The organism is Pseudoclavibacter sp. AY1F1, assembly GCF_002931075.1.
Taxonomy (GTDB): domain Bacteria; phylum Actinomycetota; class Actinomycetes; order Actinomycetales; family Microbacteriaceae; genus Pseudoclavibacter.
Genome location: NZ_PSTQ01000011.1, coordinates 51,153 through 75,889, shown reverse-complemented (window position 1 = coordinate 75,889; position 24,737 = coordinate 51,153). Strand labels below are relative to the sequence as shown.

Below are 24,737 nucleotides of genomic sequence, written 5' to 3'. Positions count from 1 at the left end.
ACTTCATGAACGGGGACCAGAACCCCTATTCGCCCCGCGAAATGCGCGTCATCTCGTCTCGATCCACAACCTTGATTCGCTCACGGTCATTCGCTTGACCGAGAGCGAGTTCGTGGGCGTCAAGTCGACGCCACCCGGCCAGATCAGTGAACCGCACCCCACGAGCCTCGAGCAGTTCCACGACGGATGCTTCGCTCGCGTCGGCCGGGGTCCACCAGTTCCCCTGGTCTGCGACGAGGTGCGTGACCGTCTCCAACGCATCGGACTTCGTGTGGCCGATAAGACCGATCGGGCCTCGCTTAATCCACCCAGTCGCGTACATGCCGTTGACCTGCTGGTTGTCGTCGTCCCACACCTGCCCCTCACGGTTCGGGATGACGCCGTGATGCTCGTCGAACGGCACGCCGGGGAGGGGCGAGCCGAAGTAGCCGATCGCGCGGTAGACGGCCTGCACGGGGTACTCGATGAACTCCCCGGTTCCGCGGACGCCGCCCTCAGCATCCGGCTCTGTGCGCTCGATGCGGATGGCTCGCACACGCTCACCGTCCGGCCCCTCTTCCGTGAGGACCGCATCCGGCTTCGAGTAGAAGTGCAAGTGCAGGCGGCGCGAGGCCGTGAGCTCCCGCTCGCCGCGCCACTTCCCCATGATGCGCCCGATCACCATGAGCTGCTTGTTGGTCTTCGCGAGCTCAGCGGCGGCCGGGTCGCGGTCGAAGTCGTCCTCGTAGACGATCACGTCGACATCTGGCACCTCACCGAGCTCACGCAACTCGAGCGGAGTGAACTTCACCTGCGCCGGCCCCCGGCGCCCGAAGACGTGCACGTCGGTCACGGGGCTCGCCTCGAGCCCCTCGACAACGTTCTGCGGCACCTCAGTCGACAGCAGGTCCTTCGGGTGCTTCGCGAGCATGCGCGCCACGTCCAATGCAACGTTGCCGTTGCCGATGACGGCGATCTCGCGCGCGTCCAGCGGCCACGTGCGCGGCACGTCGGGGTGCCCGTCGTACCAGTTCACGAAGTCGGCTGCGCCGTAGCTGCCCTGCGCCTCGATGCCCGGGATGTCGAGGGACGCATCCCGGATGGCCCCCGTCGAGAAGATCACGGCGTGATAGTGCTGCTTCAAGTCGTCGAGCGTGATGTCCTTGCCGAACTCGACACCGCCGAAGACACGCATGACACCGGACTCGAGCACCTCCCGCAGGGCATTGATGATGCCCTTGATGCGCGGGTGGTCCGGGGCGACCCCGTAGCGCACCAGCCCGTACGGCGCGGGCAGCTTGTCGAACAGGTCGATGGAGAGATCGAACTGGCGCTCCATCTTCTGCAGGATGTCCGCCGCGTAGATACCGGCTGGTCCTGCACCGACGATGGCAAGGCGGAGCGTAGTCACATGTCCTCCAGGACGGGTTCGGGGGTGGTGGCTTGCTAGGCGCTGTCCTCCGGAAAGGAATCAGGGTGTGAGCTGTCTCTGCGGACGGCTCGGTCAGCGGTCGCGGCTGACGACCTCCGCTGCGAAGCGCTCGAGCGCGTTCTTCGCGGGGCCGGCCTTGAGCGGACGAAGCGCCTCCACGGCGAGCGTCACCCAGTTCTGGGCCTCGTCAATCGTGAGCTGCGTCACGCGGTGTTCGCGGAGCTCGGTGATGATGCCCGAGATCTCCTCCTCACTCGCGCGGGTCTCCTCCGACTGCTCGTTGACGCCCGCGACGCGCGTGCGGATGCGCTCCAGCAGGTCGCGACTCGCCTCGTCGGTCGCCGCCTGGCGCTCGAGGAGCAGAACGGGCAGGGTCTCGACGCCAGCACGAAGGTCAGTGCCCGCGAGCTTGCCCGTCGTGTCGGGATTCTGCTGCAGGTCGATGACGTCGTCGGCAAGCTGGAAGGCGACGCCGACGCGCTCACCGTACTCGGCAAGCGCAGCAACAACAGCTTCCGGGGCGTTCGAGATGATCGCCCCGAACTGGGCGGCGGCGGAGATCAGGGAGCCCGTCTTGTCTGCGAGGACACCGACGTAGTGGTCGATGCGGTCAGCATCCGCCGCAGGCCCCGTCGTCTCACGCATCTGGCCGAGCACAAGTCGCTCGAAGATCGTCGCCTGCAGCCGCACGGCGCGCAGTCCGAGCTCGGAGAAGAGCAGGCTCGAGCGCGCGAAGAGCAGGTCGCCGGCGAGGATCGCGATGGAGTTGCCCCACTGCAGGTGAGCGGCGGCGACGCCACGGCGCAGCTCAGCCTCGTCCATGACGTCGTCGTGGTACAGCGACGCGAGGTGGGTGAGCTCGACGGCCGCGGCGGCCGTGATCACGTCGTCCGAGCCCGGCGTCTCACCGAACTGCGAGGCGAGGACAGTGAGCATGGGACGCAGGCGCTTGCCGCCGGCGTTGAGCAGGTAGCGGGCGGTGACGTCGGCGATCTCGTCGGCGTACTGCACCTCGGCGCGGAGACGAGTCTCGACCGCAGCCAATCCGGCGTCGAGACGCTCGCGCAGCACGTCGGACTTCGGACCGTCGAAGAGGTCGTCGGTTCCGCCAGGCACCACGGTGCTTCGCGCCTTGCGGCGCTGTTCGGTCTTGGGGAGCTCCACGCTCATGTCTCCTGGTGGTTCAGGTGTTCCGCTCGAAGGGAAGCCTCCGGACGAACTGGGTTGGGGTTCAGGCCGGCACTGTGCCGGTAGCTGCTGGTGCGCTTCTCCTCAGCTGGAGGAGCTGCCTGCCTCGGCAAGCGGGACGAATCCCTTATGCAGCGCAACAACACCGGCGGAGAGGTTGCGGTACTTGACCCGCTCGAAGCCCGCCTCGCGCAGCCACGACGCGAGCTCGCGCTGAGCCGGCCACGCGATGATCGACTCGTTCAGGTACGTGTAAGCCTCAGGGTCGCTGCTCACGAGCTTCACGATGCTGGGCATCGCGAGCTGCATGTAGGCGCGGTATCCCGTGCGGATGAGGGCCTGCGGAGGCGTCGAGAACTCCGCGATGACGAGGCGCCCGCCCGGCTTCGTGACGCGCAGCATCTCCTGGAGCGCGACCTTCGGCTGCTGCACGTTGCGCAGTCCGAAGCTGACAGTCGAGGCGTCGAAGGTGTTGTCGTCGAAGGGGAGCTTCGTGGCGTCTCCCTGCACGAACTCGATGTTCGGGTTCGCACCGTGGATGCGCTTCCCCTCTTCGATCATGCCCGCGGAGAAGTCGAGGGCTGTGACCTTAGCTCCCGCGTCGGCGAGCACCTTGCTGACCGTGCCGGTGCCCGCGGCGACATCGAGGATCTTCTCGCCCGGCTGCGGGGCGATCGCGTGGCGCGTCTGCACGCGCCAACGCGGCGCGTTGCCCATGCTCAAAATGTCGTTCGTCTCGTCGTATTTCTTGGAAACACGGTCGAACATCGACGACACTTGCTCGGGTCGCTTGCTCAGGTCGGCTTTTGTCACCAGATCATCCTACGTTGCGGCGCACGGCTCGCCCTGGCCGTATTCAGGCGCATCGCCGGGGGGCCACCCTTCCTCGCCGGGTTTAGGCTTGCGGTCGTGCCAGCTGCCAACACCCCCCGCTTGCGCGCACGGACGATCGAGGTCCCGGATCCGGGCGATCTCCTCCGTTTCGCGTCTTCAAGCTCCCCCCTCGCGTGGGTTCGCCAGGGCGACGGAATCGTTGCGACCGGCACCTGTTGGCGGGGCGAATTCAGGGGTGAGACCCGCATCCCCGACTCCGCGGCCGCCTGGCGTGACGTCATCGCTGTCGCCGAGATCGACGACACCGTCGCCGCCACGGGCTCTGGTCTCGTCGCGTTCGGGGCGTTCGCCTTCGCCGCCGAGTCCGGCGCGCGCAGCATCCTCGAGGTCCCGGAGCTTATCGTCGGACGCCGCGGCTCCGTCTCCTTCGTGACGGCGATCACCGCTGACGGATCCGAACCGAAGCCGCAGCTGCCCGACGTACTGCCAACCGGCGAGGTGGATGCGACCGCCGCTCTCACAGACGGCCTCATGACCGTCGAGGAGCATCGCCGCGCCATCGACCGCGCGCTCGACCTCATCCACACGGGCCACCTCTCCAAGGTCGTGCTGGCACGCGAACAGCACGGCACCCTCCCGAAGGGCGCCGACCGCCGTCGGCTGCTCGCACGACTCGCCTCCGCGTATCCGGAGTGCTGGACCTACGCCGTCGACGGGCTCACCGGCACCAGTCCTGAGACCCTCGTGCGCGTGCTCGAGCGCCAGGTCTCCGCCCGAGTGCTGGCTGGCACAGCACCGCGCGGCGGCGACGACGAGGCCGACGCGCGCGCAGAGGCGCGGCTGCGCCACAGCGAAAAGAACCTCGCGGAGCATCGCTACGCGGTCGAGAGCGCACTCGCGTCCCTCGAGACCCTCGACACGCACGACGACCCGGGCACGGGGCTCACGAGCAGCCGCATCCCGTTCACGCTCAAGCTGCCCAACCTGTGGCACCTGGCGAGCGATATCCGCGGCACCCTCCCCGCTGGTGTGACGGTACTCGACCTCGTCGATGCACTGCACCCGACGGCGGCCGTCGGCGGCACACCGACCGGGACGGCCCTCGACGCGATCCTGGCCCTCGAGCCGTTCGACCGTCAACGCTACGCGGGCCCGGTCGGCTGGGTCGGCGCTGGTGGAGACGGGGAATGGGCTGTCGCTCTCCGCGGCGCGGAGATCGATGCGAACGGTGCCGTCACGGCGTTCGCTGGCGGCGGCATCGTCGCCTCCTCCGACGCCTCGGACGAGTACCGGGAGACGCAGCTGAAGTTCCGCCCGATCGTGGAGGCCCTCCGCGGCGACGCGTAGGTGCCCTTCCCCCTGGGACGAATGGGAGGATGGCGCGGTGACTGACGCCACCAACAGCAACGAAGCGCTCGGGCGTTCCGAGCTCCCTGAAATCGACCGCGCAGCGGCCAGCGTGATGTGGGAGGCCTACCGTGCCGCCCACCCCGGATCAGTCGCCGCGGCATCCGCCTACACGGTCGAGTTCTTCGGCGACAGCGTCGAGCTCGCCAACGAACTGCTCGCACTCGTCACCCACGGCCCAAAGCGAGCGACCGCTGCCCTCGTCGAGGAGTTCGCCGAGGAGGCTGAGCCCCTCCCCCGCATCGGCTCGCACTGGATCGCCTGCGATGGAAGCGGCGCGCCCGTCATCGTGATCCGCAGCACCGAGCTGCGCATCGGCACGTTCGACAGCGTCGATGCCGCGTTCGCCTACGACGAGGGTGAAGACGACCGCAGCCTCGAGAGCTGGCGGCGCGAGCACCGCCGCTACTGGGAACGCACTCGCTCGGCCACCGGTCGCGAGTTCACGCCGGAGCACGAGATCGTCCTCGAGCGATTCACCGTGGTCTGGCCTCCCGAGCTCGCCGACTGAACTCCCCGACCATCACCCGCAAGCAGGAGCAAAGCCTGACACCGCGCGCCCGCGGCTACGCGCTCTCGGCGAGGCGCCGCTTCTCTGCTTCGACGTCGAAGTCGGCGGCCGGCCACTGCAGGTCGAAGCCGCGCAGCGCATCCAACAGCAGGCCCTTCACGACGAGGCGCGAGAACCACTTCCTGTTGGCGGGCACGCAGTACCAGGGCGATGTCTCCGTCGACGTGCGCTGCAACGCGATCTGGTAGGCCTCCTGGTACTGATCCCACAGCAGCCGTTCGTCGATGTCGCCCGGGTTGTACTTCCAGTACTTGTCCGGACGGTCGAGCCGTTCCGCGAGACGAGCCCCCTGCTCCTCCTTGGAGATGTGCAGCATGACTTTGATGAGCTTGGTGCCGGATGCCGCCAGCTCGTTCTCGAAGTCGACGATCGCCCCGTAGCGGCGCTCGATCTCCTCTGCCGGCGCAAACGAGCGGACACGCTGGATGAGTACGTCCTCGTAGTGCGAGCGGTCGAAGACGCCGATTTTGCCCGCCGCCGGGAGCTGCTTGCGGATGCGCACCAGGAAGTCCTGCTCGCGCTCCTCGGCCGTCGGCGCCTTGAACGAGGCGATCTGCACCCCCTGCGGGTCGACCCCGCCGATGACGTGACGGACGATTCCGCCCTTGCCCGACGTGTCCATGCCCTGCAGGAGGAGCAGCACGGCGGGCGCCTTGAGGCCCGCGCGGGAGTTCGCGAACATGCGCTCCTGGAGTTCCGCGATCTCCTCGTCGTGCTCGGTGAATAGCGCGGCCGCGTCGGCCTTCTTCCCGCTGAAACCGGGTGTCGAGTCGGCGTCTACAGAGCTCAGATCGAAGTCGGGAGTAACGCGCAGCACTGCGGCGTCTTCAGTTGTGAAGTGAGGCATGAGAACAGGCTAGCCCCACCAACTGACGCTAGGCTTCCCCCCTGCGAACGGCTTCCACGACGGAGCGGGAGCGTCGCTCAACAGAGGGAGAACCATGGGCATCGAAGACATCACCGGCAAGGCGCAGGAGTTCCTGAAGGACCCGCGCGTCACCGAAGCGCTCAAGAGCGAGCAGGCGGAAGACATCAGCGACAAGATCCTCGACGGCGCAGCCGACGCGGTCCAGAAGGCGACCGGGGACAAGTTCACCGACCAGGTTCAGGGCGCGCGCGACGCCGCCGACAAGGCGGTTGGCAACCAGTAGCTCCACCTCAACGGGTCACGAAGGGCGTGCGGGAGACCGGGCGCCCTTCGTCGTTCCGCACTCGTCATTCCGCACTCGTCGTTCCGCACTCGTCGTCCGACACGACGCAGCGAGCTATTCGCCAGCTCGAGGAACGGCGATCGTGCCGGTCTTCGGGTGCGTCGTGGGCATCCGGTCCCTGGCGTACGTGATGTTCGAGTAGCCGTGGGGTTCCGGCACACCGTCGTCGCCGAGGCTGACGAACACGATCTTCTCGATCGAAAGGATCGTGCGGCGAGTGATCATGTTGCGCACGACGGCTCGCATCGTCATCGAGGTGCGGCCGAAGTGCGTGGCGACGAGGCCCATCTCGATGAGGTCGCCCTGCTCGGCTGACGCCTCGAAGTTGATCTCCGAGATGTACTTCGTCACGCATCGGTAGTTCCCGAGCTGAATGATGGCGTAGATCGCCGCCTCTTCGTCGATCCAGCGCAGCAGGCTGCCGCCGAACAGCGTGCCGTTCGCGTTGAGGTCCTCGGGCCGCACCCATTTGCGGGTGTGGAAATTCATGTCGCCCTCTGCCGCCGCGAGCGTCTCAGGGTTGGTGGATGAGGGGGCCATCGTTCCTCCGCAGGTCTCGTCCGTCTGTCAGGTCGCCAACCCGAACTAGTCTATGTCCTGACATTGACCTTCTCGGGCTGCGTCAAGCCTCGCTGGCTAGCCTGCGGGGACGTCGACTGAGGGGGCCTTCCACCATGCGATTCTCGCGACCAGCACGCACATCCACGGCCGTCGCCGCCTTCGCCTTGGCGGCACTCGGGTTGAGCGGATGCTCGACACCCGCATCCCCGCAGGCCGCCGGCACTCCTCCCGCGGCGACCGTCACCGTGACCGCCACGGAGACGACGGCTCCGAGCGCGGCCCAACCTTCCCAGTCCTCGGCACCAGAGACAGGCACGGCGTGCGCTGATTCGACGCAGACGGCCGCACTCGAGGAGGCGCTCCCCCAGGTCGCCGCGTATCCCGCCTTCCCCGACCTGGCCTGGGTGCCCGCCGAACCCGACCGCGAGACCTGGGACTCATGCGCACCCCTGTCCTACGCGGTGGTGACGCTTGAAGGTGGGACCGCGTCAACCCCGCACCACATCCTGCTCTTCCACGGCGGCGAGTACGTCGGCACGGCGACGGCGGATGCGTACGGCTTCTTCCCCGAGATCAGCCAGTCCTCCGACATCCTGATCACGGTCACCTACCGGTATCCGCTCGAGGGCGAGCCGAACGCCGCACCAACCGGGGAAGCCGTGGCGACGTACGCGTGGGACGAGGCGACGCAGTCGGTTGTCATGGATGGCGACCTGCCACCGGTGTAAGCGAGCAGTGCAGGACTCGCGGTCAACCGCGGGGCAGCGGCACCTCAATGAGCACCCGTTCGTGTTCGCGCGAGACGAGGGCCCGTTCGAGGTCTGCACGCGTCTCGGCGCGGATGTAGCCCCAGCCGTACGCGGTCGCGAGCGCCTCGAGGTCGACCGCGGTCGGCGTGTAGAGCACACGTGAATGCGCCTCGGGGCCCGCAGTGCGCGCGACCTCGAGGTCGTCGAAGATCGTGCCGCCGCCGTCGTTGCCAACGATGAGCTGCACGCGGGGTGCCCATTCACCACCCTGCCCGACCAGCAGCGATGACGCGTCGTGCAGGAGCGTCAGGTCGCCGATGAGCGCCCGAGTCACACCGCCCTGCGCCGACACGGGACCAGCCAGCTGACTGCCGACGGCGACGCCGAGCGTCGTCGCGACCGTGCCATCGATGCCCGCGAGGCCGCGGTTCGAATGCACACGGATGGGTTTGCCCGAGACGTGCGCGTCGAGCACCCTGATGAGCGTAGACGCGCCGAGCACGAGCCGGTCGTGCGGCCACGTGGCGCTCCACACAGCCTCGACGAGCATCCGCCGGTCGACCTTCGTGCGGGCGACCGCCAGCTCCTGCCTCGCGAAGCGGCTGCGAACGACCTTGTCGCTCGAGCGGGAGGCCTCGATGTCTGGCGCGGGAGCGTGCTCGGCCTCCGCCTCGACGAGTTCACGGCTCGCGAGCACCCATTCGCGGAGCCAGGCGCGCGACTCCACACGGGCATCCGCATCGGCCGCCGAAACCGGATGCACGCGCACGGCATCAACGTGCGCCGCGACCGCGTGACCAGGGTTGTACGGCTCGCCGCCCGTCGGGCCCACGACAACCGCGTGCACGCCCTCGCGCGCGATGAGCTGCGGAACCTCGCGGCTGAGCGTCGGGTGTCCGAAGACCAGGACCCGCTCGACCGCGTCACGGAGGTCGGGTCGAGGCGAGTCTGCACGGAGCAGCTGCCGGTACGCGAGCACCAGGTTTCGCCCGAACCGGGACCCGCTGGTCGCCTCTGCGATGAGCGGCCAGCCGCCTTCGTGGGCGACCTTCTCAGCCTCCGGGCCAGCCGCGGCACCCGCGATGACGATCGTGCGAGGCCAGGCCGCCGCCTCGATGTCGAGCACGTCTGCCTGCGGCGACGCCTGTTCCGCGTGGGCACTGCCCTCCAGATCGAACCCGGAAGCCCACTCGTCCAGCGGCGGCACCGCAACGCTCAACGGGTCTCGGAACGCGAGGTTCAGGTGCAGTGGGCCAGAAGTCGATGCGGCACGCAGCGCGAGGCCTGCCGCGAGGGAGGCCTCCGCGGGTGAGCCCGTCGGCGCATCCACCGCCTCGCACGGAACGCTCGGGCCGAAGATGCCCGGCTGCATCGTCGCCTGGTTCGCGCCAATACCGAGCAGTTCCTCGGGCCGGTCTGCCGTGACAGCGACAAGTGGGACGCCCGCGTGGAAGGCCTCGAGCATGGCGGGGTGCAGGTTCGCGACTGCGGTGCCCGACGTCGTGATCACGGGAACGGCGCGCCCCGTCTCGGCTGCGAGGCCGAGCGCGAAGAAACCCGCGGAGCGTTCGTCGACGCGCACGTGCAGCCGAACCACGCCGACGCGCTCCAACTCTGCCGCTACGAGCGCAAGAGCCTGCGAGCGAGACCCGGGGCAGACCACCAGGTCCGTGACGCCGAAGCGCACGAGGGCGCCGAGGAAGTCGAGGCTGAAGTCGATCGCCGGGTTCGCAGTGCGCGGCAGGTGAACCGGACTCAGCGCGGGCGACGGGGCGCCCGGTGCGGGGCGCTTGGAGTTGGGAGCTTCTGAGTCGGCGTGCCGCTCAGGCACGAGGCGACCCGTCGCCCTGCGTCCTGTCGTCCTTATGCTCGATGGGCTCTTCGTCGTGCTCGACGTCACTCGCGTCGCCCTTGCGCGGCTTCTTGCCACGGGGCTCTGGCTTGGAGGCCTTGTCCGACTTCGCGGACTTGTCTCCGCTCAAGGGCTCGTCAGCGGCATCCTCGAGGGCCGTCGCTGCGCCGCCATCGCTGACGGGGCCCTTCGGCGCTGCCGCCGGGAACTCCACGTCGTCGAGCGCCTTCAGCTCCTCCTCGAGCTTGCGGATGCGCTCCTCGCTATCTGACTCGATTCCGATCGAGCGCAGAAAGGTCTCGTCGTCGTCCGGTGTGGTCTGCACAGGCTTGGCAGTCGGGGCGTTGCCGCGGACCTTGCCGAAGAAGAGCCACAGGAGCGGGCCGACCACGGGGACCAGCAGCACCACAACAACCCAGACCGGTTTCGGGAGGGCGCGCGTGCGCTTCGTGTCCGTCATCGCGCAATCGACCACGGCGAAGATGGTCACCGCGACGACGATGACTGCGGCAGTAATGAGGAGGCGAGACATGGTCCCCCGAGGATACGCGACTTGCCTCCGCCCGACCTGGTGATGCCTGCGCTCTCCGCGAACCGGACGCGGAGCGACTGCGAACCTGGCGCATCCACCCGCTCGTAGACTTGAGGGATGAACTCGAAGCGCGCCTGGCTCGTCTACACCGTCATCAGACTGCTCGCGTTCGCCGTGCCGTTCGCCGTCGTCATGCTGGCGCTGCCCGCCTGGCAGTGGAACTGGCTCGCCGGTGCCGCCGTCGGCGCCATCATCAGCGCCTGCATCTCGGTGATCTTCCTGCGCGGAACCCGCCAGCAGATGGGCGCAGACCTTCAGCGCCTCAGCGAGCGCAAGGACTCGCGCACCGCGGACGACAAAGACGAAGACGCCGCCCTGGACTCGAGCGAGGACGCAACTCTGGACTCGAGCGAGAAGACCACTGCCGAAGAGCCGAGCGCCGAGGCAGACTCCTCCGAGGCAGAGCTCACCGAAGCTGAGCCCCCCGCCAAGCCCTCGGACGAGCCGAGCGCCGACGCCGCGCCCTCCGCTCCGCAGCGTTAGCGCACGTAGCCGCTGAAGACGATCCCGAGCCCAAGCAGCAGGGCGTAGGCGAGCGTCGCGAAGCTCGTCAGCATGAGCGCGAGGATGAGCTCCTTCGGCTTGCGGGCCGTCGACGCGATAAGCACGGCAGGGGCCGCGAGGAGCAGCGCGAAGAACGTGAAGATCGCGTTGCGGTACGCGATGGCGAAGAAGATGGCGAGCACAAACGGCGCCAGCGTGAAGACGCCGAACAGCCACCGCGCGACGACCGGCCCGACGAGCACGGCGAGCGTGCGCTTGCCGGCGAGACGGTCCTGCTCGATGTCACGGATGTTGTTGACCATGAGCACGGCGCAGGCGAACAGGCCGACGGCGGCCGCCATGATCCACACGTTCGTGGAGACGCTGCCGATCTGCACGAAGGTCGTGCCGGCAGTCGCGACCAGCCCGAAGAAGACGAAGACGAACACCTCTCCGAGCCCCGCGTAGCCGTACGGACGCTTTCCACCCGTGTAGAACCAGGCGGCGAGGATCGCTGCCGCGCCAACTGCGAGCAGCCACCAGTGGCCCGACGTGATGACGAGGAACAGGCCGGCGAGGGCACCGAGCCCAAAGAAGATGAAGGCGACGAGGCGCACGCGCTTCGGGTCGACGAGACCGGAGCCCGTCAGACGGGCCGGCCCCACGCGGTATGCGTCGGTGCCCCGGATGCCGTCGGAGTAGTCGTTGGCGTAGTTCACGCCGATCTGCAGGCACAAAGCGACCGCGAGGCACGCGAGCGCGCGCACCCAGTGGTACTCGCCAAGCGGCCCATCGACGATCGCGCCCGCCGTGCCAAGCAGCACGGGTGCGATCGCGAGCGGGAGCGTGCGCAGGCGGGCGCCCGAGATCCAGGCGCGCGCATCCAGCTTGCGCACCTCACTCGCCTTCGGCCGGGGCCGCTGCGTCGGGTTCGCTTGCTGCTTCCGCTGTCTCTGCTTCTGTTTCTGCGCCACGGAGCGATTCTAGGGGCCACTCGAGTGCGCATCCCTTCGGCATCCGCCGACGAAGCAGGGAAGTGACGCCGTCAACCCATTCCCCTGGCGTGCGGATGCAGGCAGTATGAGTTCAGCGATTCCCCCGATCCGAGCAACGTCCGCTTCAAAGGAGAACCATGACTTCTCGCTCCCGATCTCGCGTACGCGCGGCTGCTGCCTGCCTCGCGGCCGCCGGTGTCGCCCTGCTCGCAGCTCCCGCCGCCTTCGCCGCCCCGAGCGACGGACCATCAACCGACGCCGCCGCGCCCGAGTACGTCGCCCTCGGCGACTCGTACTCGGCCGGGTTCGGGCTCGTGCCGTTCAGCGATGACCCGGTGGCCGGATGCTTCCAGGCGGTGGCCAACTACCCGCACCGCATCGCCGAATCACTTGGCCTCACCCTCGACGACCGCACCTGCAGCGGGGCCGTGACGGCGAACATCCGCGACGTCGAGCAGGTGACCTCGGCCGGCGCAAGCGCGCCCGTGCAATCAGACAGCCTCTCCGAATCGACGGATGTCGTGACCCTCACGATCGGCGGGAACGACCTCGGCTTCGCAGACATCGCAACCTCTTGCGTGGCGGCGAGCCCCGTCGGCCCGCTCCTGCTGGACGACTCCGCAGCCAACTGCCGGTCGCTGTACGTCGCTGACGCTGGCGGCTTCGAAGTCGACATCCTGAAGGACCGCATCGACACGATCGTCGCGCCCGCGCTCGACGCGACCTTCGCGCTCATCGCCGAGAAGGCGCCGAACGCCGACGTCGTCGTGGTCGGCTACCCCGCCGTCACGCCTGACGCCGCGAACACACCCGCTGGCGGATGCTTCACTCCGGCGGTCACCCCGACGGGCTACACCGAGAATTCCTTCCCGTTCACCGACGTCGACACCGTCTACCTCCACGAGACCGAGGCTCACCTCGACGCAGTCATCAAGACGGCGGCTGAACTCAACGGCGCGAGCTTCGTGTCAACCTTCGAGGAGACCGCGGCCAACTCGGCGTGCTCGACGACCGAACCCTACGTGAACGGCATCACCCTCGAACCGGGTTCCGGTACCCCGAGCACACCGGGCACCTCGCTCAAGCTGGGCGCGCTGCACCCCAACGAGGCAGGCGTCGCCTACCTCGCGGAGACCGTCGGAGCCGAGCTGCAGGCGATCCTCGAGCCCGGCACGCCCGAGCCGACCCCCACTGACCCGACGACAACCGAGACCGGCACGCCGACGCCCACCACGACCGCCACCGCCGAGCCGACGGCAACCACGACTGCCACGGCGACCGCGACGTCCACCACAACCGCCACTCCCGCCCCTGCGGCGGGTGGCAAGACCCCACCAGGGAGCCTCGCGACGACTGGCGGCGAACCCATCGCGCCGCTGATCATCGCCGGCGTGCTTGTCCTCCTCGGCGCAGGTCTCGGCACCACGATGCTGCTCCGCCGCCGCCGCTCCGCTCCCGCCGGCGAGTCCCAGGAGCACAGCCCCGAAGCCTGACCTGAGACGCGCTGAGCGCATCCCGCGTGGCGGGATGCGCCACGTCGCCTCGGCCCCGCGCTGAGCCGATCGCTGCCTGTCGTTTGCCCCTCTTGGCACCCGCCGAAAGGGGCAAACGGCTGGCAGCGCTCTGGGGCGCGTCGCGGATGCGCACCCACGTCTCCGACTCGTGACGCGACGCTCTCCACCCCGTTCGAACGGCGTGATGAGTTACGCCGCGGCAACCGCGACAGCGTCCACCGGCAACACGCGCCACCTACCGTCGAACCACTGCTCACCTCCCCGAGGAGTCGCGATGGCAACGACAGTCGGCAACACACAGCTCAGCGCCCAGGTCACCACGCTCGGCCACCGCCCCGGACGGTGGATCGACAACGGGAACCCGGAAGACCCGGTCTTCTGGGCAGCTGAAGGCAAAGCCATCGCCGCCACCGACCCCCACTCTGCGATGCCCGAGTTCAAGCACGCCGTGGTCAGCGTCACGGCCGCCTGACGCAGCGCCTGGGCTCGGTCCGCTACGAAAGACGCCCGGAGAGGCGCTCGATGAGCCGCTCGAGCGAGCGCCGATCAGGCTTCCCACTCGGGAGGTAAGGCAGGTGGTCGACGAGCAGCAGCTTCGCCGGGCGAGCGGCACGCCCGGCCTCGGACGTCGCTCCACGCACGGCCGACCAGCGATCATCGCCGGACAGCTCGTGAGCATCCACCAGGAACGCGCCTGATTCGCCTGGGTGTGCGCCCCAGGCAAGCGTCTCGACAACAAGCGCGGGCACCTGGCCCCACTCGTCGGAGGGGGCCGCAACGACAACCGCGCTCTCGAGACCGGGCAGCTGCCGCACGATGCCCTCGACCCTGTCGAGCAGCACCTTCTCGCCCCCCGAGACGATGACGTTGTCGAGGCGGCCGGTCACCACGAGCCGCTCGCGGCCCGTGGTCCCGTCGAGTTCGAGGCGGCCGCCGTCGCTTGTGCGGTACCAGCGCTCGCCGTCCTCCTCCACGAAGGCCGCCGCGGTGCGGGCCGTGTCGCCGAGGTAGCCGGTAGCAAGCACCGGGCCGGCGAGCTGCACCTCGCCATCGCGGATGCGGACCCTCACGCCCGCGAGCGGCTCCCCGTTGTAGAGGCTGCCCCCACTCGTCTCGCTCGAGCCGTAGCTCGTGACGAGGTTCCAGCCAAGCGCCGCTGCGCGCAACCGCAGGGGCGGTGCGAGTGACTGTCCGCCGACGAGGATGGCGTCGAAACGAGCGACAGCCTGCGCGACTGGGCCGCCGACCATCCCCTCGGCTTCCGCCGCGTCGAGCAGCCGCGCCAGCTGCGCCGGCACCAGCGAGACGTACCGCCGCTCGGCGGTCAGCCCCTCGGCGGCACGAGCGAAGCCCTCGGCGGTGAAGCGCTCGTCGCCCAGCACAACCGGGTCGGTGCCCGCGAGGATCGACCGCATGAGCACCTGCGCGCCGGCGACGTACGACGCCGGCAGCGTCAGCAGCCACTGGCGGGTGTGCTCAGCCAGCTGCTCGCTCGCGAAGAGCTCGTCGAACCTGGCGTACGTCGCCGCGGCGGACGCGCGCAGAGCGGCGGCGCTCAGCATGACGCGCTTGGGCTCCGCCGTCGAACCGCTTGTCTCGATGACGAGCACCACATCGTTCGGGACGGAGGTGAGTGCGTCGTCGGTGTCTTCGGCGGCGGCGACGTCTTTGGAGTTGGCGGTGGCGTCTTTGGCGTTGTCCCGCACGACGGACACGGCGCCCGCTGTGGGCAGGACCGCTGGCCCGTCGCCGCTCAGAGCGTGCACCAGCGCAGCCGTGACCGCGGCCGGATCGCGTGCATCCACACGAATCAGCGGACGAAGCGCCTCACCCTCACGGCTTGCCGCGCTCACTGCGTGACGCTCGCCGCCGAGGCGTGCCGGTCGGGAACTCCTAGAACTGCCACGGGAAAGGCGACCAGTCGGGCTCGCGCTTTTCGAGGAACGAGTCGCGACCTTCGACGGCCTCATCCGTGCCGTACGCGAGGCGCGTGGCCTCGCCCGCGAAGACCTGCTGGCCGACAAGGCCGTCGTCGACCGCGTTGAACGCGAACTTCAGCATGCGGATCGCCGTCGGCGACTTCGTCAGGATCGTCTCCGCCATGCGCACGGCCTCAGCTTCGAGCTCCGCGTGCGGGACAACCCTGTTCACGGTGCCCATCTCCATGGCCCGATCCGCCGAGTACTCCTCGGCGAGGAAGAACACCTCACGAGCGAACTTCTGCCCGACCTGCTTCGCGAAGTACGCGGAGCCGTAGCCGGCGTCGAAGGACCCGACGTCCGCATCCGTCTGCTTGAACTTCGCGTGCTCACGCGACGCGATCGACAGGTCGCAGACCACGTGCAGCGAATGCCCGCCACCGGCCGCCCAACCGGGAACAACCGCGATGACGACCTTCGGCATGAACCGGATGAGCCGCTGCACCTCGAGGATGTGGAGGCGCCCGTTGCGCGCCGAATCGATCGTGTCGCGCGTCTCTCCGTCGGCGTACTTGTAGCCATCGCGGCCGCGGATGCGCTGGTCGCCACCCGAGCAGAAAGCCCAACCGCCGTCCTTCGGGCTTGGGCCGTTGCCCGTCAGCAGCACCACGCCGATGCGGGGGTTCATGCGCGCGTCATCGAGGGCCCGAGCGAGCTCATCGACCGTCTGCGGCCTGAACGCGTTGCGAACTTCGGGGCGATTGAACGCGACGCGAGCGATGCGACCCGTGACGTCCTGGTGGTAGGTGAGGTCGGTGAGCTCCTCGAAGCCAGGGACAGTGCGCCAGCGCTCGGCGTCGAAGAGGTCGGAGACGAAGGCAGTCATGCCTCAACGCTAGCCGACGCGAGGCCGATCACACGCTGGGGTTCGACCCGCAGCGAGCTACCAGAGCGGCGGCGCGACGGGCAACGTGCCGCCGTTCGCCATCAGCTGGACGAGGGTGTTGCCGACGAGCCACGCCGGGGGCGCACCGAACGGCAGGCCGAGGATGAGCGCGAAGATCGCCGCACCCCTCGCGCTGTTGAAGATGATGCCCCACAGCGCCAACGCGATCGTCAGGAACCCGGCGATGCCCGCCGTGAGGAGCCACATCTCGATCTCGAACTTGCGGTCGATGCCGAAGAGGTTCGATGCGTAGAAGAACACGAACACGTCGGCGAGCACCGTGATGAGCACACCGAGAAGGGCCCAGTGTCCGGCGGACCAGCGGCGCGGGTTGAACGCGATCTCGTACCAGGTGCGCTGGACGACCGTCCCATGCCGGTGCTGGGGCTTGTCGAAGCCTGACCTGTCGCCCGCCGAGACAAGGCGAGCGGGACGCCGCGCCTCGGGCGCAGCCCCCAACAGGCCGTCGTCGAAGTCCTCGTCGGCCGGCGGTGGGCTGAAGCGAGGTGCGGGGCTGGAGAGATTCGTAGACATAAGGTTTCACGTCCGGTGTGACCGATCGATGACTCAGCCTAGCGCGATCCGGGCGAATCACATCCAGGTGGGCAGGACCTTCCCACCCTGCGCGACGTTCGTCGCGCACCGCAATTCAGTTTCGGGATGGATTCCTCACCTCGGGATGGCTTGCAACCCATCCGCAGATGAGGAACCCATCTCGAGAGAAGCGACAAGCGAGCGGCAAGAAACGAGAAGCAGGCGGCGAAGGCAGCGGCAGACGACCGTCGCGGCGCGAGACAATGGGCGGATGCAGCTGCCCGAGATCGACGAGCTCCTCGCCCGCACGCACGTCGTGACGCTCCCCCTCGTCACGAGGTTCCGAGGCGTGGACGCGCGCGAAGCGGCGATCATCCGCGGGACCGTGGCCTGGAGCGAGTTCTCCCCGTTCCTCGAGTACGGAGACGCGGAGGCCACGAACTGGTTGCGCGCCGCGATCGAGTTCGGGTTCGACGACACACTTCCCCGGCGCACCGAGGGCGCGATCTGGGTCAACGCGACTGTGCCCGCCGTCGACGCCGCAGCGCTCGAGGGTGTGCTCGCACGCTTCGACGGCTGCCGAACCGTGAAGATCAAGGTCGCCGAGCGAGGGCAGGCGCTGGCCGACGACGTTGCCAGGGTCGCGGAGGTGCGCCATCGGCTCGGCGCGGATGCACGACTGAGGGTCGACGCGAACGGCGGCTGGTCGGTGGACGAGGCGCTCGGTGCCCTGCGTGAGCTGTCGCAGTTCGGGCTCGAGTATGCGGAGCAGCCGTGTTCCACCACAGCAGAGCTCGTGGAGCTGCGAGGTCGACTCGCCGGGGCCGGGGTCTCGGTGCAGATCGCCGCCGACGAATCCATCCGGAAGGCCGACGACCCTCTGGAGGTCGCCCGCCTCGGCGCGGCCGACGTGGTCGTCGTCAAGATGCAGCCCCTCGGCGGTGTGCGCAGGGCGGCCGAGATCGTCAGAGCCGCTGGCCTGCCCGCGACGGTCTCAAGCGCACTCGATTCGTCCGTGGGCATCGCCATGGGCGCGCAGCTCGCCGCCGCTCTGCCGGAACCTCGGCACGACGCCGGCCTCGGCACTGCGTCCCTCCTCGCGGAGGACGTCGTCGTGAAGCCCCTCCGGCCGCGCGCCGGGCGCATCCCGCTCGCCCCCGTCGACATCGACGAAGCCGCCCTCGAGCGCCTCGCCTCACCGGCGGAACGTCAGGACTGGTGGCGCGACCGCATCCGGCGCTGCCACGCAGTGCTCACCGCGGACTTCTGAACCGAACGGACCTTCCGACCGTTCCGGCCCGACACCCACGCTGCTGAGGGCGAGGGCATGGGCGTGCGTGCGTGCGTGCGTGCCGCCTACAGGCCCGAGTAGGCGTGCAGTCCCTTGAAGAAGACGTTGACGATGCCAAAGTTGAACATGACAGTGGCGAAGCCGGCGACGGCGAGCCAGGCGGACGGCGTGCCGCGCCAGCCGCGGGTCGCGCGGGCGTGGATGTAGCCGGCGTAGACCACCCAGATGATGAAGGTCCACACTTCCTTGGTGTCCCAGCCCCAGTACCGACCCCACGCCCGCTCTGCCCAGACGGCGCCCGCCATGAGGGTGAAGGTCCACAGGATGAAGCCGACGATGTTGATGCGGTAGGCGAGGTTCTCGAGGCGGACCGCGTCGGGAAGCGCCGACAGCATGTTCAGTTTCGTCGGGAGGCCGGCGCGAACGCGGGCAACTCGACGCGTCTGCAGGAGCTGCGCGACGCTCAGTCCGGCTCCGATGGCAAGGCACCCTGTCGCGAGGGACGCGACGAAGACGTGGATGACAAGCCACACCGACTGCAGCGCGGGGGCGAGCGGCACCACGTCGACGTAGAAGCCGAGCGTTGCGATGCCGAGCGTGATGACCGTGAAGCCGGTGATGAAGGTGCCGAGGAAGCGCACGTCAGCCCAGAAGCGGGCGAGGAGGAAGACCAGCACGATGAGCAGGGTCGAGGTCATCGAGAACTCGAACATGTTCGACCACGGCACACGCTCGGCGGCGATGCCGCGGAGGGTGGTCGCGGCGAGCTGCACGACAAATGCGGCGATGGTGAGCCACATGGCGATGCGCAGCGACGGCGTCGCGCGGGTGTCGCGCCACGCGTCGCCCGACTCGGTGCGCGTGGACGCGAGCGAGACGGAGCTCGATGGGTCCTCGACGGTGTAGCTCGCAGGCTCGGAGAGCTCCCGAGCGCGGGCCTCCTCGTTGTCGACGCTCGCTGATGCCGCGGCACCGGCCCCGACAAGCGCGCCCCGGCGTGCTGCGGTCGCGCCGACCGCCGACTGGCGCTGCGAGCGTTCGGCCGCCCGTGCGCTGCGACCCGCCAGGTCCATAGCGAACGCGATGAAGGCGACCGAATACACCGCCATGGAGATGTAGAGGAGCAGGTTCGACCAGCTGGACAGCGTTTCGATCATGGAGCTTCCTGAGTGGGAGAAGAGGCGAGCGACGCGCCTTGGCTGTCGGCGCCGGATCCGGAGCCTGAGGTGGGCTCTGGGCGTTTGGCGACCCCGGAGTCGCGGGCCGGCGACGCAGGTTCGGCTAAGCCTACGATTTTTCTCGTGTGAACGTCGAGGAGATCGTTGACGGCGGCGGCCAGCTGCGGGTCGTCTCCGCGGGCGAGACCGGCGTACTCGACGAGGACTGTGCCGTCAGCGCGCGTGGTGGCCTTCACCCAGAGGCGTCGCCGTGGCACGAGCAGCGACGTGAAGAGCCCACCGATGATGAGGATCGCGAAGATGAGGACCGGGATCTGGGTGGGGTCTTCGTGCACGTCGAAGGACGCGTAGCGGGGCACCTCGCCGAGTTCGATCGTGCCGAGCCCATTGGGCAGCTCGGCGGTCTCGCCTGGTCGCAGTTCGATCGGCTTGAAGTCGAGGTCGCGCGCCGCGATCGGCGTGAGCGTGTCGGTGTCAAGCGTGTAGACGGACCGCGGCACTCCCTCGTCGAGGCCGAGGTCGCCCGAGTAGACGTTGAGCGTCAGCATCGGGTCTCTCAGATCGGGGTGGTTCGAGGTGAGCGCGCCCGATTCGAGTTCGACGGCCGACGGGTAGAAGAAGCCGAGCATTCCGATCTGCTCGTCGAGCCCATCCGGAACCTTCACGACGCCCATCGAGGTCAGGAACGAATCCTGCGGGAGGAACGGCACGAAATCGGAGAAGACGGCGTTCCCCTGCGGGTCGCGCACTGTGATCTCGGGGGCGTAGCCGTTCCCGAGGAGGTAGCTGTCGGTGCCCGCGAACCGGAGGGGGTCGTTGACACGGACCGTCTCCGTCTGAGGCTCACCCCCAGGCGTGTTGACGGTCACGTTCGCCGCGTAATCGGTGGCCTGCCCGATGGCGTTCTGGTTCTCTTCCTCGTACGTGATGTCGAACGAGTCGAGGCGCATGGAGAACGGCGCGAGCACGTCCGGCGTGAAGAACCGGCCAGGGTTGAAGGAGGAGTAGCTGACGAGCCCGTTCACGAAGGTCTGGCCCTCGACGAGCACGCGCTGCCCTGACCAGGTGAAGCCGCCCCCGATGCCCACGGCGACGATGATGCCGACCATGGCCGAGTGGAAGACGAGGTTGCCGGTCTCCCGCATGTAGCCACGCTCCGCAGAGACGGAGACGCCCCGCTTCCCGTCGTCGAAGATGACGGTGCGGTACTTCTTGTCGCGCAGCACCTTCGCGGCTTCGTCGATGACGGCGCCGCGCTTCGGGTCGAGGGAAGCGTCGAGCACCTGCATCGAGTAGGCGTCGAGCCGTGAAAGGCGTGCCGGGGTCTTGGGTGGCTTCGAGCGCAGCGCATCCCAGTGGTGCTTGATGCGCGGGATGATGCAGCCGATGAGCGACACGAACAGCAGCAGGTAGATGGCTGTGAACCACGGCGAGCTGTAGACGTCGAACATGCCGATGTCGTCGAGGAACGGCGCGATGTCCGGGTACTGATCCTGGTAGACGATGACGCCATTCGGGTCGCTCGAACGCTGCGGCACGAGCGAGCCGGGTATGGCCGCGATCGCGAGGAGCAGGAGCAGCAGGAGCGCCGTGCGCATGCTCGTGAGCTGGCGCCAGGCGGTGCGCAGCCAGGCCACGAGCGCGGATGCGCGTCCCGGCTTCTGGGCGCCTCCTGGCTTGTTCGGCATCGTCGCGCGGGCGCCACCGGACGTGGACTTCTTCGCTTCGCGATCGCGGGCCTCGAAGCCGTCCTTGCCCGCGTCGAAGTGGTCAGAGGGCCGGGACATAGCCGCCGATCGTCGCCGCGAACGCGGACATGAAGTGCTGCCAGATGCCGATGACCATGAGGAGTCCGATAAGGATGAGGATGCCGCCGCCGATGAGGTTGATCGTGCGGATGTGCTTGCGGACCCAGTTGACGCTTGTAGTCACCTTGCCGAAGCCCAACGCAACAAGAATGAACGGCACCCCAAGCCCCAGGCAGTAGAAGAATGCCAGCAAGGCACTTCGACCAGGGTCACCGAACTGGTAGCCAAGTGAGTTGATGGCGATCAACGTCGGCCCCAAGCATGGTGCCCAGCCGACGCCGAAGACTATGCCAAGAAGCGGTGCACCCAGAAGCCCGGATGGCGCGAACTTCATGCGGGCTGTGCGCTGCATGAACGACACCTGGCCGATGAACACGACGCCCATCAGGATCACAAGCACACCAAGAATTGGAGTGATGATGTCCTGGTAGAGCCAGAACCACTTGCCGAGCAAGCCCGATGCAGCGCCGAACGCGACGTAGATAACCGAGAACCCGAGCACGAAGAGGGTCGCGCCGAACGCGACCCGTCCGCGCCCTGTGGTGAAGCGCGTGAGCAGACGCGGTTTCGCCTGGCCCTCTGTCGCCGGAGCGGCTGAGGGGCGAGGGGATTGCCCAGCGCCGACAGTGCCTGAAGCGGCTGTGCCGACTGATGTCCGCGCGGACACCTTCGCAGGCGCATCCTGCGCCACGGCGCCGACGAGCCCGAGGTAGCCGGGCACGACTGGGAGCACGCAGGGCGACGCGAACGAGATGAGGCCCGCGAGGAGCGCGAGCGGGATCGCCACGAGCAGCTGCCCACTGACGATGGTCTCGCCGACCGCGTTGCCGGCAGCGGCTCCTGGTGCGATTGCGGTCAGTGCGGAGGATGCGAGCAGGGCAGTGGTCACTTGCTGCTCTCTGCGAGGGTGTCGGTGATCATCGATCTGAGGATCGACGGGTCGATGGGGCCGCGGATGACGGATGCCACGCGGCCCTCAGCGTCGAGCACGAGCGTCGACGGGATGGCCTGCGGCGGCACGTTGTCGGCGAACGCGAGACGCACGCTCGCGTCGTCGACGTCGAGGATCGACGGGTACGTGATGCCCTGTTTCTCGGCAAACGTCTTGGCCGTCGCGGCCTGGTCGTAGATGTTGACCCCCACGAACTCCACGCCGTCATCTTGGTGCTCTTCCCAAGCGGCCTGCAGGTCCGGCGCCTCGAGGCGGCACGGTGGGCAGGACGCGTACCAGAAGTTCACGACGGTGACCGAGCCAACGAGGTCTTCGCTGGAGAGCTCATCACCGAACTCGGTGACGCCGCCGAACTCGATCGGCGCCTGGCGCTCGCCCTCGGGGAAGATCTCGTAGCTGCCGTCGCTCGCGACAGTGCCGGATCCGCCGTCTTCCCACGTGACGTCGGGGAGCGGCTCGTCTCCCGAGCACGCAGACAGCAGCAGCATCGTGGCAACGCCAGCCGATGCGAGGGCCACGCGAAGGGTTCGGGGAAAGCGCTGTGTCTTCACGCTCTCTGAGCGGATGGTCACACGGCTCCCTCATCGGTGGCGGCGCCGAGTTCGTGCGCCGCCGGTTCGCGGTAGTCGGCTTCCACGAAGCCGGTTGCGGGGTGGTACTCCAGCGTCGTGATGCTCGAGAGCGAGCATCGCCTGTGCTTCGGGTTGTGCGCGAGCGGCTCCTTCGAGAGCGCGCGATGCACCATCCAGATCGGCAGCTGGTGAGTGACCACGATAACATCGCCGCCGTCGGCGAGCTCGGCCCCGTCGAGCACCGCCTCGCGCATGCGAGCAACGATCGATGTGTACGCCTCGCCCCAGCTGGGACGCAGGGGGTTGACGAGCTTGGGCCACGATCCCGGGCGACGCAGGGCGCCGTACTTGCCCGTCATCCGCCGGCCCTCGAAAGCATTCGTCGGCTCGATGACGCGTTCGTCGATGACCGGCTCGAGCCCGAACAGCTCTGCGATGGGCGCGGCGGACTCCCGAGTGCGCTGCAGCGGCGAGACGACGAGGCGCGTCGCGGGTACCGCTCGAGCGTGCAGGTCCTCCGCGGTGACGCGGGCCATGCGGGCGCCGAGCTCGGAGAGCCCGAAGCCCGGGAGCCGCCCGTAGAGGAGCCCGTTGGGGTTTTCGACCTCGCCGTGGCGAACGAGGTGGATTCGCTGTGCCGCCATGCGCACCAGTCTACGAACCGCCACCGACACTGCGGCACAGGATGCGCATCCGCGACCCAAGCTGTCCCTTGTTCTCTTCCCGCTCGCACGCGCCTGCGCCTCGGGTACCCTTGCGAGGTGACTGATCGCGCCCTCATCTCCTCCCTTTCCACGCTCGAAGACGGCCCCGTGCTTGTGCAGGGGTGGGTCGATACGGTCCGAGACCAGAAGAAGGTGCAGTTCGTCGTCCTTCGTGACGAGAGCGGTGCCGTCCAGCTCGTGAACCCGCGCGCCGAGGGCCGCGAGGCGATCTCCGACACGATCTCCGGGCTCGCACAGGGCAGCTTCATCTCCGTGCGCGGCCAGAAGAAGGCCGACGAGCGCGTCAAGCTCGGCGGGCTCGAGGTCAAGGTCGACGAGATCGTCGTCGAGACCGCCGCACTCCCCGAGACGCCCATCGCCGAGGACACGTCGATCGACAAGCGCCTCGACTGGCGCTTCCTCGACCTGCGCATCCCGCGCAACGCCCTCATCTTCCGCATCCAGACGACGTTTGCGCACGCATTCCGCACGTACTGGGTCGAGAACGGCTACGTCGAGCTCTTCACGCCGAAGCTCATGGCATCGGCTTCCGAGTCGAAGGCGGAGCTCTTCAAGGTCGACTACTTCGAGACGAGCGCCTACCTCGCGCAGAGCCCGCAGTTCTTCAAGCAGATGGCGATGAGCTCCGGCCTCGGGAAGATCTTCGAGATCGGGCCAGTGTTCCGCGCCGACCCGTCGTTCACGTCGCGCCACGCGACCGAGTTCACCGGCATCGACGCCGAGGTGAGCTGGATCGAGTCGCACGAGGACGTCATGCAGATGCAGGAGCAGCTCATGGTTGCCGGCCTGCAGGCGGTCAAGGATGCGCACGGCGAGGAGATCAAGGCGCTCTTCGACGTCGACATCGTCGTTCCATCGTCGCCGTTCCCGCGTATCCCGCTGCTCGAGGCGCGCGAGATCGTCGAGGCGCGTGGCCACAAGCTGGAGCGCAACGACCTCGACCTCGACCCCGAGGGCGAGCGTCAGATCGCGGCCCACGTGCAGGAGACGTTCGGTCACGAATTCGTGTTCCTCACGGACTACCCCGCGTCGATCCGCCCGTTCTACCACATGCGTCACGAGGGCGACGAGTCGCTCACGAAGAGCTACGACCTCATCTGGAACGGCGTCGAGATCTCGACGGGCGCCCAGCGTGAGCACCGTGTGGACGTGCTCGAGGAGCAGGCGAAGCAGAAGGGCATGGAGGTCGACGAGCTCGGCTTCTACCTCGACTTCTTCCGCTACGGCGCACCGCCCCACGGTGGGTTCGGCATGGGCTTTGCGCGCATCCTGATGCTCATGCTGCACCAGACGACGCTTCGCGAGGTCACGTACCTGTTCCGCGGCCCGAACCGCCTGCAGCCGTAAGCCCTTTCCTGAATGCCCTTCAGATGCCACATCGGTGCCCTGAGGGGCATTTTCGTTCGATACCCCCGGCATGACTGCGCTAGATTCACGAATAGCG

General features: G+C 68.1%; 25 protein-coding genes. 9 read left to right on the top strand and 16 right to left on the bottom strand.

From position 1 onward, the window contains the following. Positions 1-25: 25 nt before the first annotated feature. The 3 genes from C5B85_RS15100 to C5B85_RS15090 form a co-directional block, all read right to left on the bottom strand. Positions 26-1,390 (bottom strand): FAD-dependent oxidoreductase, encoded by a 1,365-nt coding sequence (locus C5B85_RS15100; RefSeq protein WP_104286836.1) that lies wholly within the window; start codon positions 1,388-1,390, stop codon positions 26-28. Positions 1,391-1,483: 93 nt separating this feature from the next. Beyond that, positions 1,484-2,581 (bottom strand): polyprenyl synthetase family protein, encoded by a 1,098-nt coding sequence (locus C5B85_RS15095; protein WP_104286835.1) that lies wholly within the window; start codon positions 2,579-2,581, stop codon positions 1,484-1,486. A 102-nt stretch (positions 2,582-2,683) separates the two neighbouring features. Beyond that, complete coding sequence (locus tag C5B85_RS15090) at positions 2,684-3,412, bottom strand: class I SAM-dependent methyltransferase (RefSeq protein WP_104286834.1); 729 nt, start codon at positions 3,410-3,412, stop codon at positions 2,684-2,686. A 96-nt stretch (positions 3,413-3,508) separates the two neighbouring features. Between C5B85_RS15090 and C5B85_RS15085 the strand changes: the two genes are divergently transcribed. Beyond that, complete coding sequence (locus tag C5B85_RS15085; RefSeq protein ID WP_181064460.1) at positions 3,509-4,780, top strand: isochorismate synthase MenF; 1,272 nt, start codon at positions 3,509-3,511, stop codon at positions 4,778-4,780. A gap of 115 nt (positions 4,781-4,895) precedes the next feature. Next, positions 4,896-5,351: an ASCH domain-containing protein gene (locus C5B85_RS15080; protein WP_104286885.1), complete on the top strand. Its 456-nt coding sequence runs from the start codon at positions 4,896-4,898 to the stop codon at positions 5,349-5,351. Positions 5,352-5,406: 55 nt separating this feature from the next. Here C5B85_RS15080 and C5B85_RS15075 read toward each other — a convergent pair whose 3' ends face one another. Further along, a complete protein-coding gene (locus C5B85_RS15075) occupies positions 5,407-6,258 on the bottom strand; it encodes a PPK2 family polyphosphate kinase (RefSeq protein WP_104286833.1) in 852 nt (283 codons plus the stop codon). Between the two features lie 94 nt (positions 6,259-6,352). Between C5B85_RS15075 and C5B85_RS15070 the strand changes: the two genes are divergently transcribed. Continuing rightward, complete coding sequence (locus C5B85_RS15070; RefSeq protein ID WP_104286832.1) at positions 6,353-6,562, top strand: antitoxin; 210 nt, start codon at positions 6,353-6,355, stop codon at positions 6,560-6,562. Between the two features lie 114 nt (positions 6,563-6,676). On the opposite strand, the gene C5B85_RS15065 is transcribed toward C5B85_RS15070, so the two are convergent. Further along, on the bottom strand, positions 6,677-7,162 hold the full coding sequence (locus C5B85_RS15065) for an acyl-CoA thioesterase (RefSeq protein ID WP_104286831.1): 486 nt from the start codon (positions 7,160-7,162) through the stop codon (positions 6,677-6,679). A 134-nt stretch (positions 7,163-7,296) separates the two neighbouring features. Between C5B85_RS15065 and C5B85_RS15060 the strand changes: the two genes are divergently transcribed. Further along, entirely contained in the window at positions 7,297-7,911 is a 615-nt protein-coding gene (locus C5B85_RS15060; RefSeq protein WP_181064459.1) for an LppP/LprE family lipoprotein, read from the top strand. 22 nt (positions 7,912-7,933) lie between these two features. Here the strand turns inward: C5B85_RS15060 and menD are convergent, their stop codons facing one another. Further along, positions 7,934-9,763, bottom strand: a complete 1,830-nt coding sequence (gene menD, locus C5B85_RS15055; protein ID WP_258070828.1) for a 2-succinyl-5-enolpyruvyl-6-hydroxy-3-cyclohexene-1-carboxylic-acid synthase — start codon at positions 9,761-9,763, stop codon at positions 7,934-7,936. After that, positions 9,756-10,316: a PLDc N-terminal domain-containing protein gene (locus C5B85_RS15050; protein WP_104286830.1), complete on the bottom strand. Its 561-nt coding sequence runs from the start codon at positions 10,314-10,316 to the stop codon at positions 9,756-9,758. Before C5B85_RS15050 ends, menD begins: the two co-directional genes overlap by 8 nt. 117 nt (positions 10,317-10,433) lie before the next feature. Between C5B85_RS15050 and C5B85_RS15045 the strand changes: the two genes are divergently transcribed. Further along, positions 10,434-10,859, top strand: a complete 426-nt coding sequence (locus tag C5B85_RS15045) for a DUF4229 domain-containing protein (protein ID WP_104286829.1) — start codon at positions 10,434-10,436, stop codon at positions 10,857-10,859. On the opposite strand, the gene C5B85_RS15040 is transcribed toward C5B85_RS15045, so the two are convergent. Beyond that, entirely contained in the window at positions 10,856-11,833 is a 978-nt protein-coding gene (locus C5B85_RS15040) for a 1,4-dihydroxy-2-naphthoate polyprenyltransferase (RefSeq protein WP_374953103.1), read from the bottom strand. The genes C5B85_RS15045 and C5B85_RS15040 overlap by 4 nt on opposite strands. Positions 11,834-11,991: 158 nt before the next feature. Here C5B85_RS15040 and C5B85_RS15035 point away from each other — a divergent pair, with 158 nt between their 5' ends. Next, positions 11,992-13,347, top strand: a complete 1,356-nt coding sequence (locus C5B85_RS15035; RefSeq protein WP_104286828.1) for an SGNH/GDSL hydrolase family protein — start codon at positions 11,992-11,994, stop codon at positions 13,345-13,347. Between the two features lie 295 nt (positions 13,348-13,642). Next, positions 13,643-13,840, top strand: coding sequence for a hypothetical protein (locus C5B85_RS15030; protein WP_104286827.1), 198 nt, complete (start codon positions 13,643-13,645; stop codon positions 13,838-13,840). Positions 13,841-13,862: 22 nt separating this feature from the next. Here C5B85_RS15030 and C5B85_RS15025 read toward each other — a convergent pair whose 3' ends face one another. Genes C5B85_RS15025 through C5B85_RS15015 form a run of 3 tightly spaced genes read right to left on the bottom strand, consistent with a single transcriptional unit; the run spans position 13,863 to position 16,767 of the window. Then, entirely contained in the window at positions 13,863-15,221 is a 1,359-nt protein-coding gene (locus C5B85_RS15025; protein ID WP_258070827.1) for an AMP-binding protein, read from the bottom strand. Positions 15,222-15,261: 40 nt separating this feature from the next. Continuing rightward, a complete protein-coding gene (locus C5B85_RS15020; RefSeq protein ID WP_104286825.1) occupies positions 15,262-16,173 on the bottom strand; it encodes a 1,4-dihydroxy-2-naphthoyl-CoA synthase in 912 nt (303 codons plus the stop codon). Between the two features lie 57 nt (positions 16,174-16,230). Then, positions 16,231-16,767: a hypothetical protein gene (locus C5B85_RS15015; RefSeq protein ID WP_104286824.1), complete on the bottom strand. Its 537-nt coding sequence runs from the start codon at positions 16,765-16,767 to the stop codon at positions 16,231-16,233. 271 nt (positions 16,768-17,038) lie between these two features. On the opposite strand from C5B85_RS15015, the gene C5B85_RS15010 reads away from it, so the two are divergent. Further along, positions 17,039-18,037 (top strand): o-succinylbenzoate synthase, encoded by a 999-nt coding sequence (locus C5B85_RS15010; protein WP_104286823.1) that lies wholly within the window; start codon positions 17,039-17,041, stop codon positions 18,035-18,037. Positions 18,038-18,123: 86 nt separating this feature from the next. Here C5B85_RS15010 and ccsB read toward each other — a convergent pair whose 3' ends face one another. The 5 genes from ccsB to C5B85_RS19415 are packed head-to-tail and all read right to left on the bottom strand — an operon-like array spanning position 18,124 to position 23,212. Beyond that, complete coding sequence (gene ccsB / locus C5B85_RS15005; protein WP_104286822.1) at positions 18,124-19,215, bottom strand: c-type cytochrome biogenesis protein CcsB; 1,092 nt, start codon at positions 19,213-19,215, stop codon at positions 18,124-18,126. Then, complete coding sequence (locus C5B85_RS15000) at positions 19,212-21,023, bottom strand: cytochrome c biogenesis protein ResB (protein WP_104286821.1); 1,812 nt, start codon at positions 21,021-21,023, stop codon at positions 19,212-19,214. Before C5B85_RS15000 ends, ccsB begins: the two co-directional genes overlap by 4 nt. Next, a complete protein-coding gene (locus C5B85_RS14995) occupies positions 21,007-21,894 on the bottom strand; it encodes a cytochrome c biogenesis protein CcdA (protein ID WP_258070832.1) in 888 nt (295 codons plus the stop codon). The genes C5B85_RS15000 and C5B85_RS14995 overlap by 17 nt, the downstream gene beginning before the upstream one ends. A gap of 35 nt (positions 21,895-21,929) precedes the next feature. Further along, on the bottom strand, positions 21,930-22,568 hold the full coding sequence (locus C5B85_RS14990; protein WP_258070826.1) for a TlpA disulfide reductase family protein: 639 nt from the start codon (positions 22,566-22,568) through the stop codon (positions 21,930-21,932). Beyond that, positions 22,565-23,212: a histidine phosphatase family protein gene (locus tag C5B85_RS19415; protein ID WP_104286820.1), complete on the bottom strand. Its 648-nt coding sequence runs from the start codon at positions 23,210-23,212 to the stop codon at positions 22,565-22,567. Before C5B85_RS19415 ends, C5B85_RS14990 begins: the two co-directional genes overlap by 4 nt. Positions 23,213-23,329: 117 nt before the next feature. Here C5B85_RS19415 and aspS point away from each other — a divergent pair, with 117 nt between their 5' ends. After that, positions 23,330-24,640, top strand: coding sequence for an aspartate--tRNA(Asn) ligase (gene aspS, locus C5B85_RS14980; protein WP_104286819.1), 1,311 nt, complete (start codon positions 23,330-23,332; stop codon positions 24,638-24,640). The last annotated feature ends 97 nt before the right edge of the window (positions 24,641-24,737 follow it).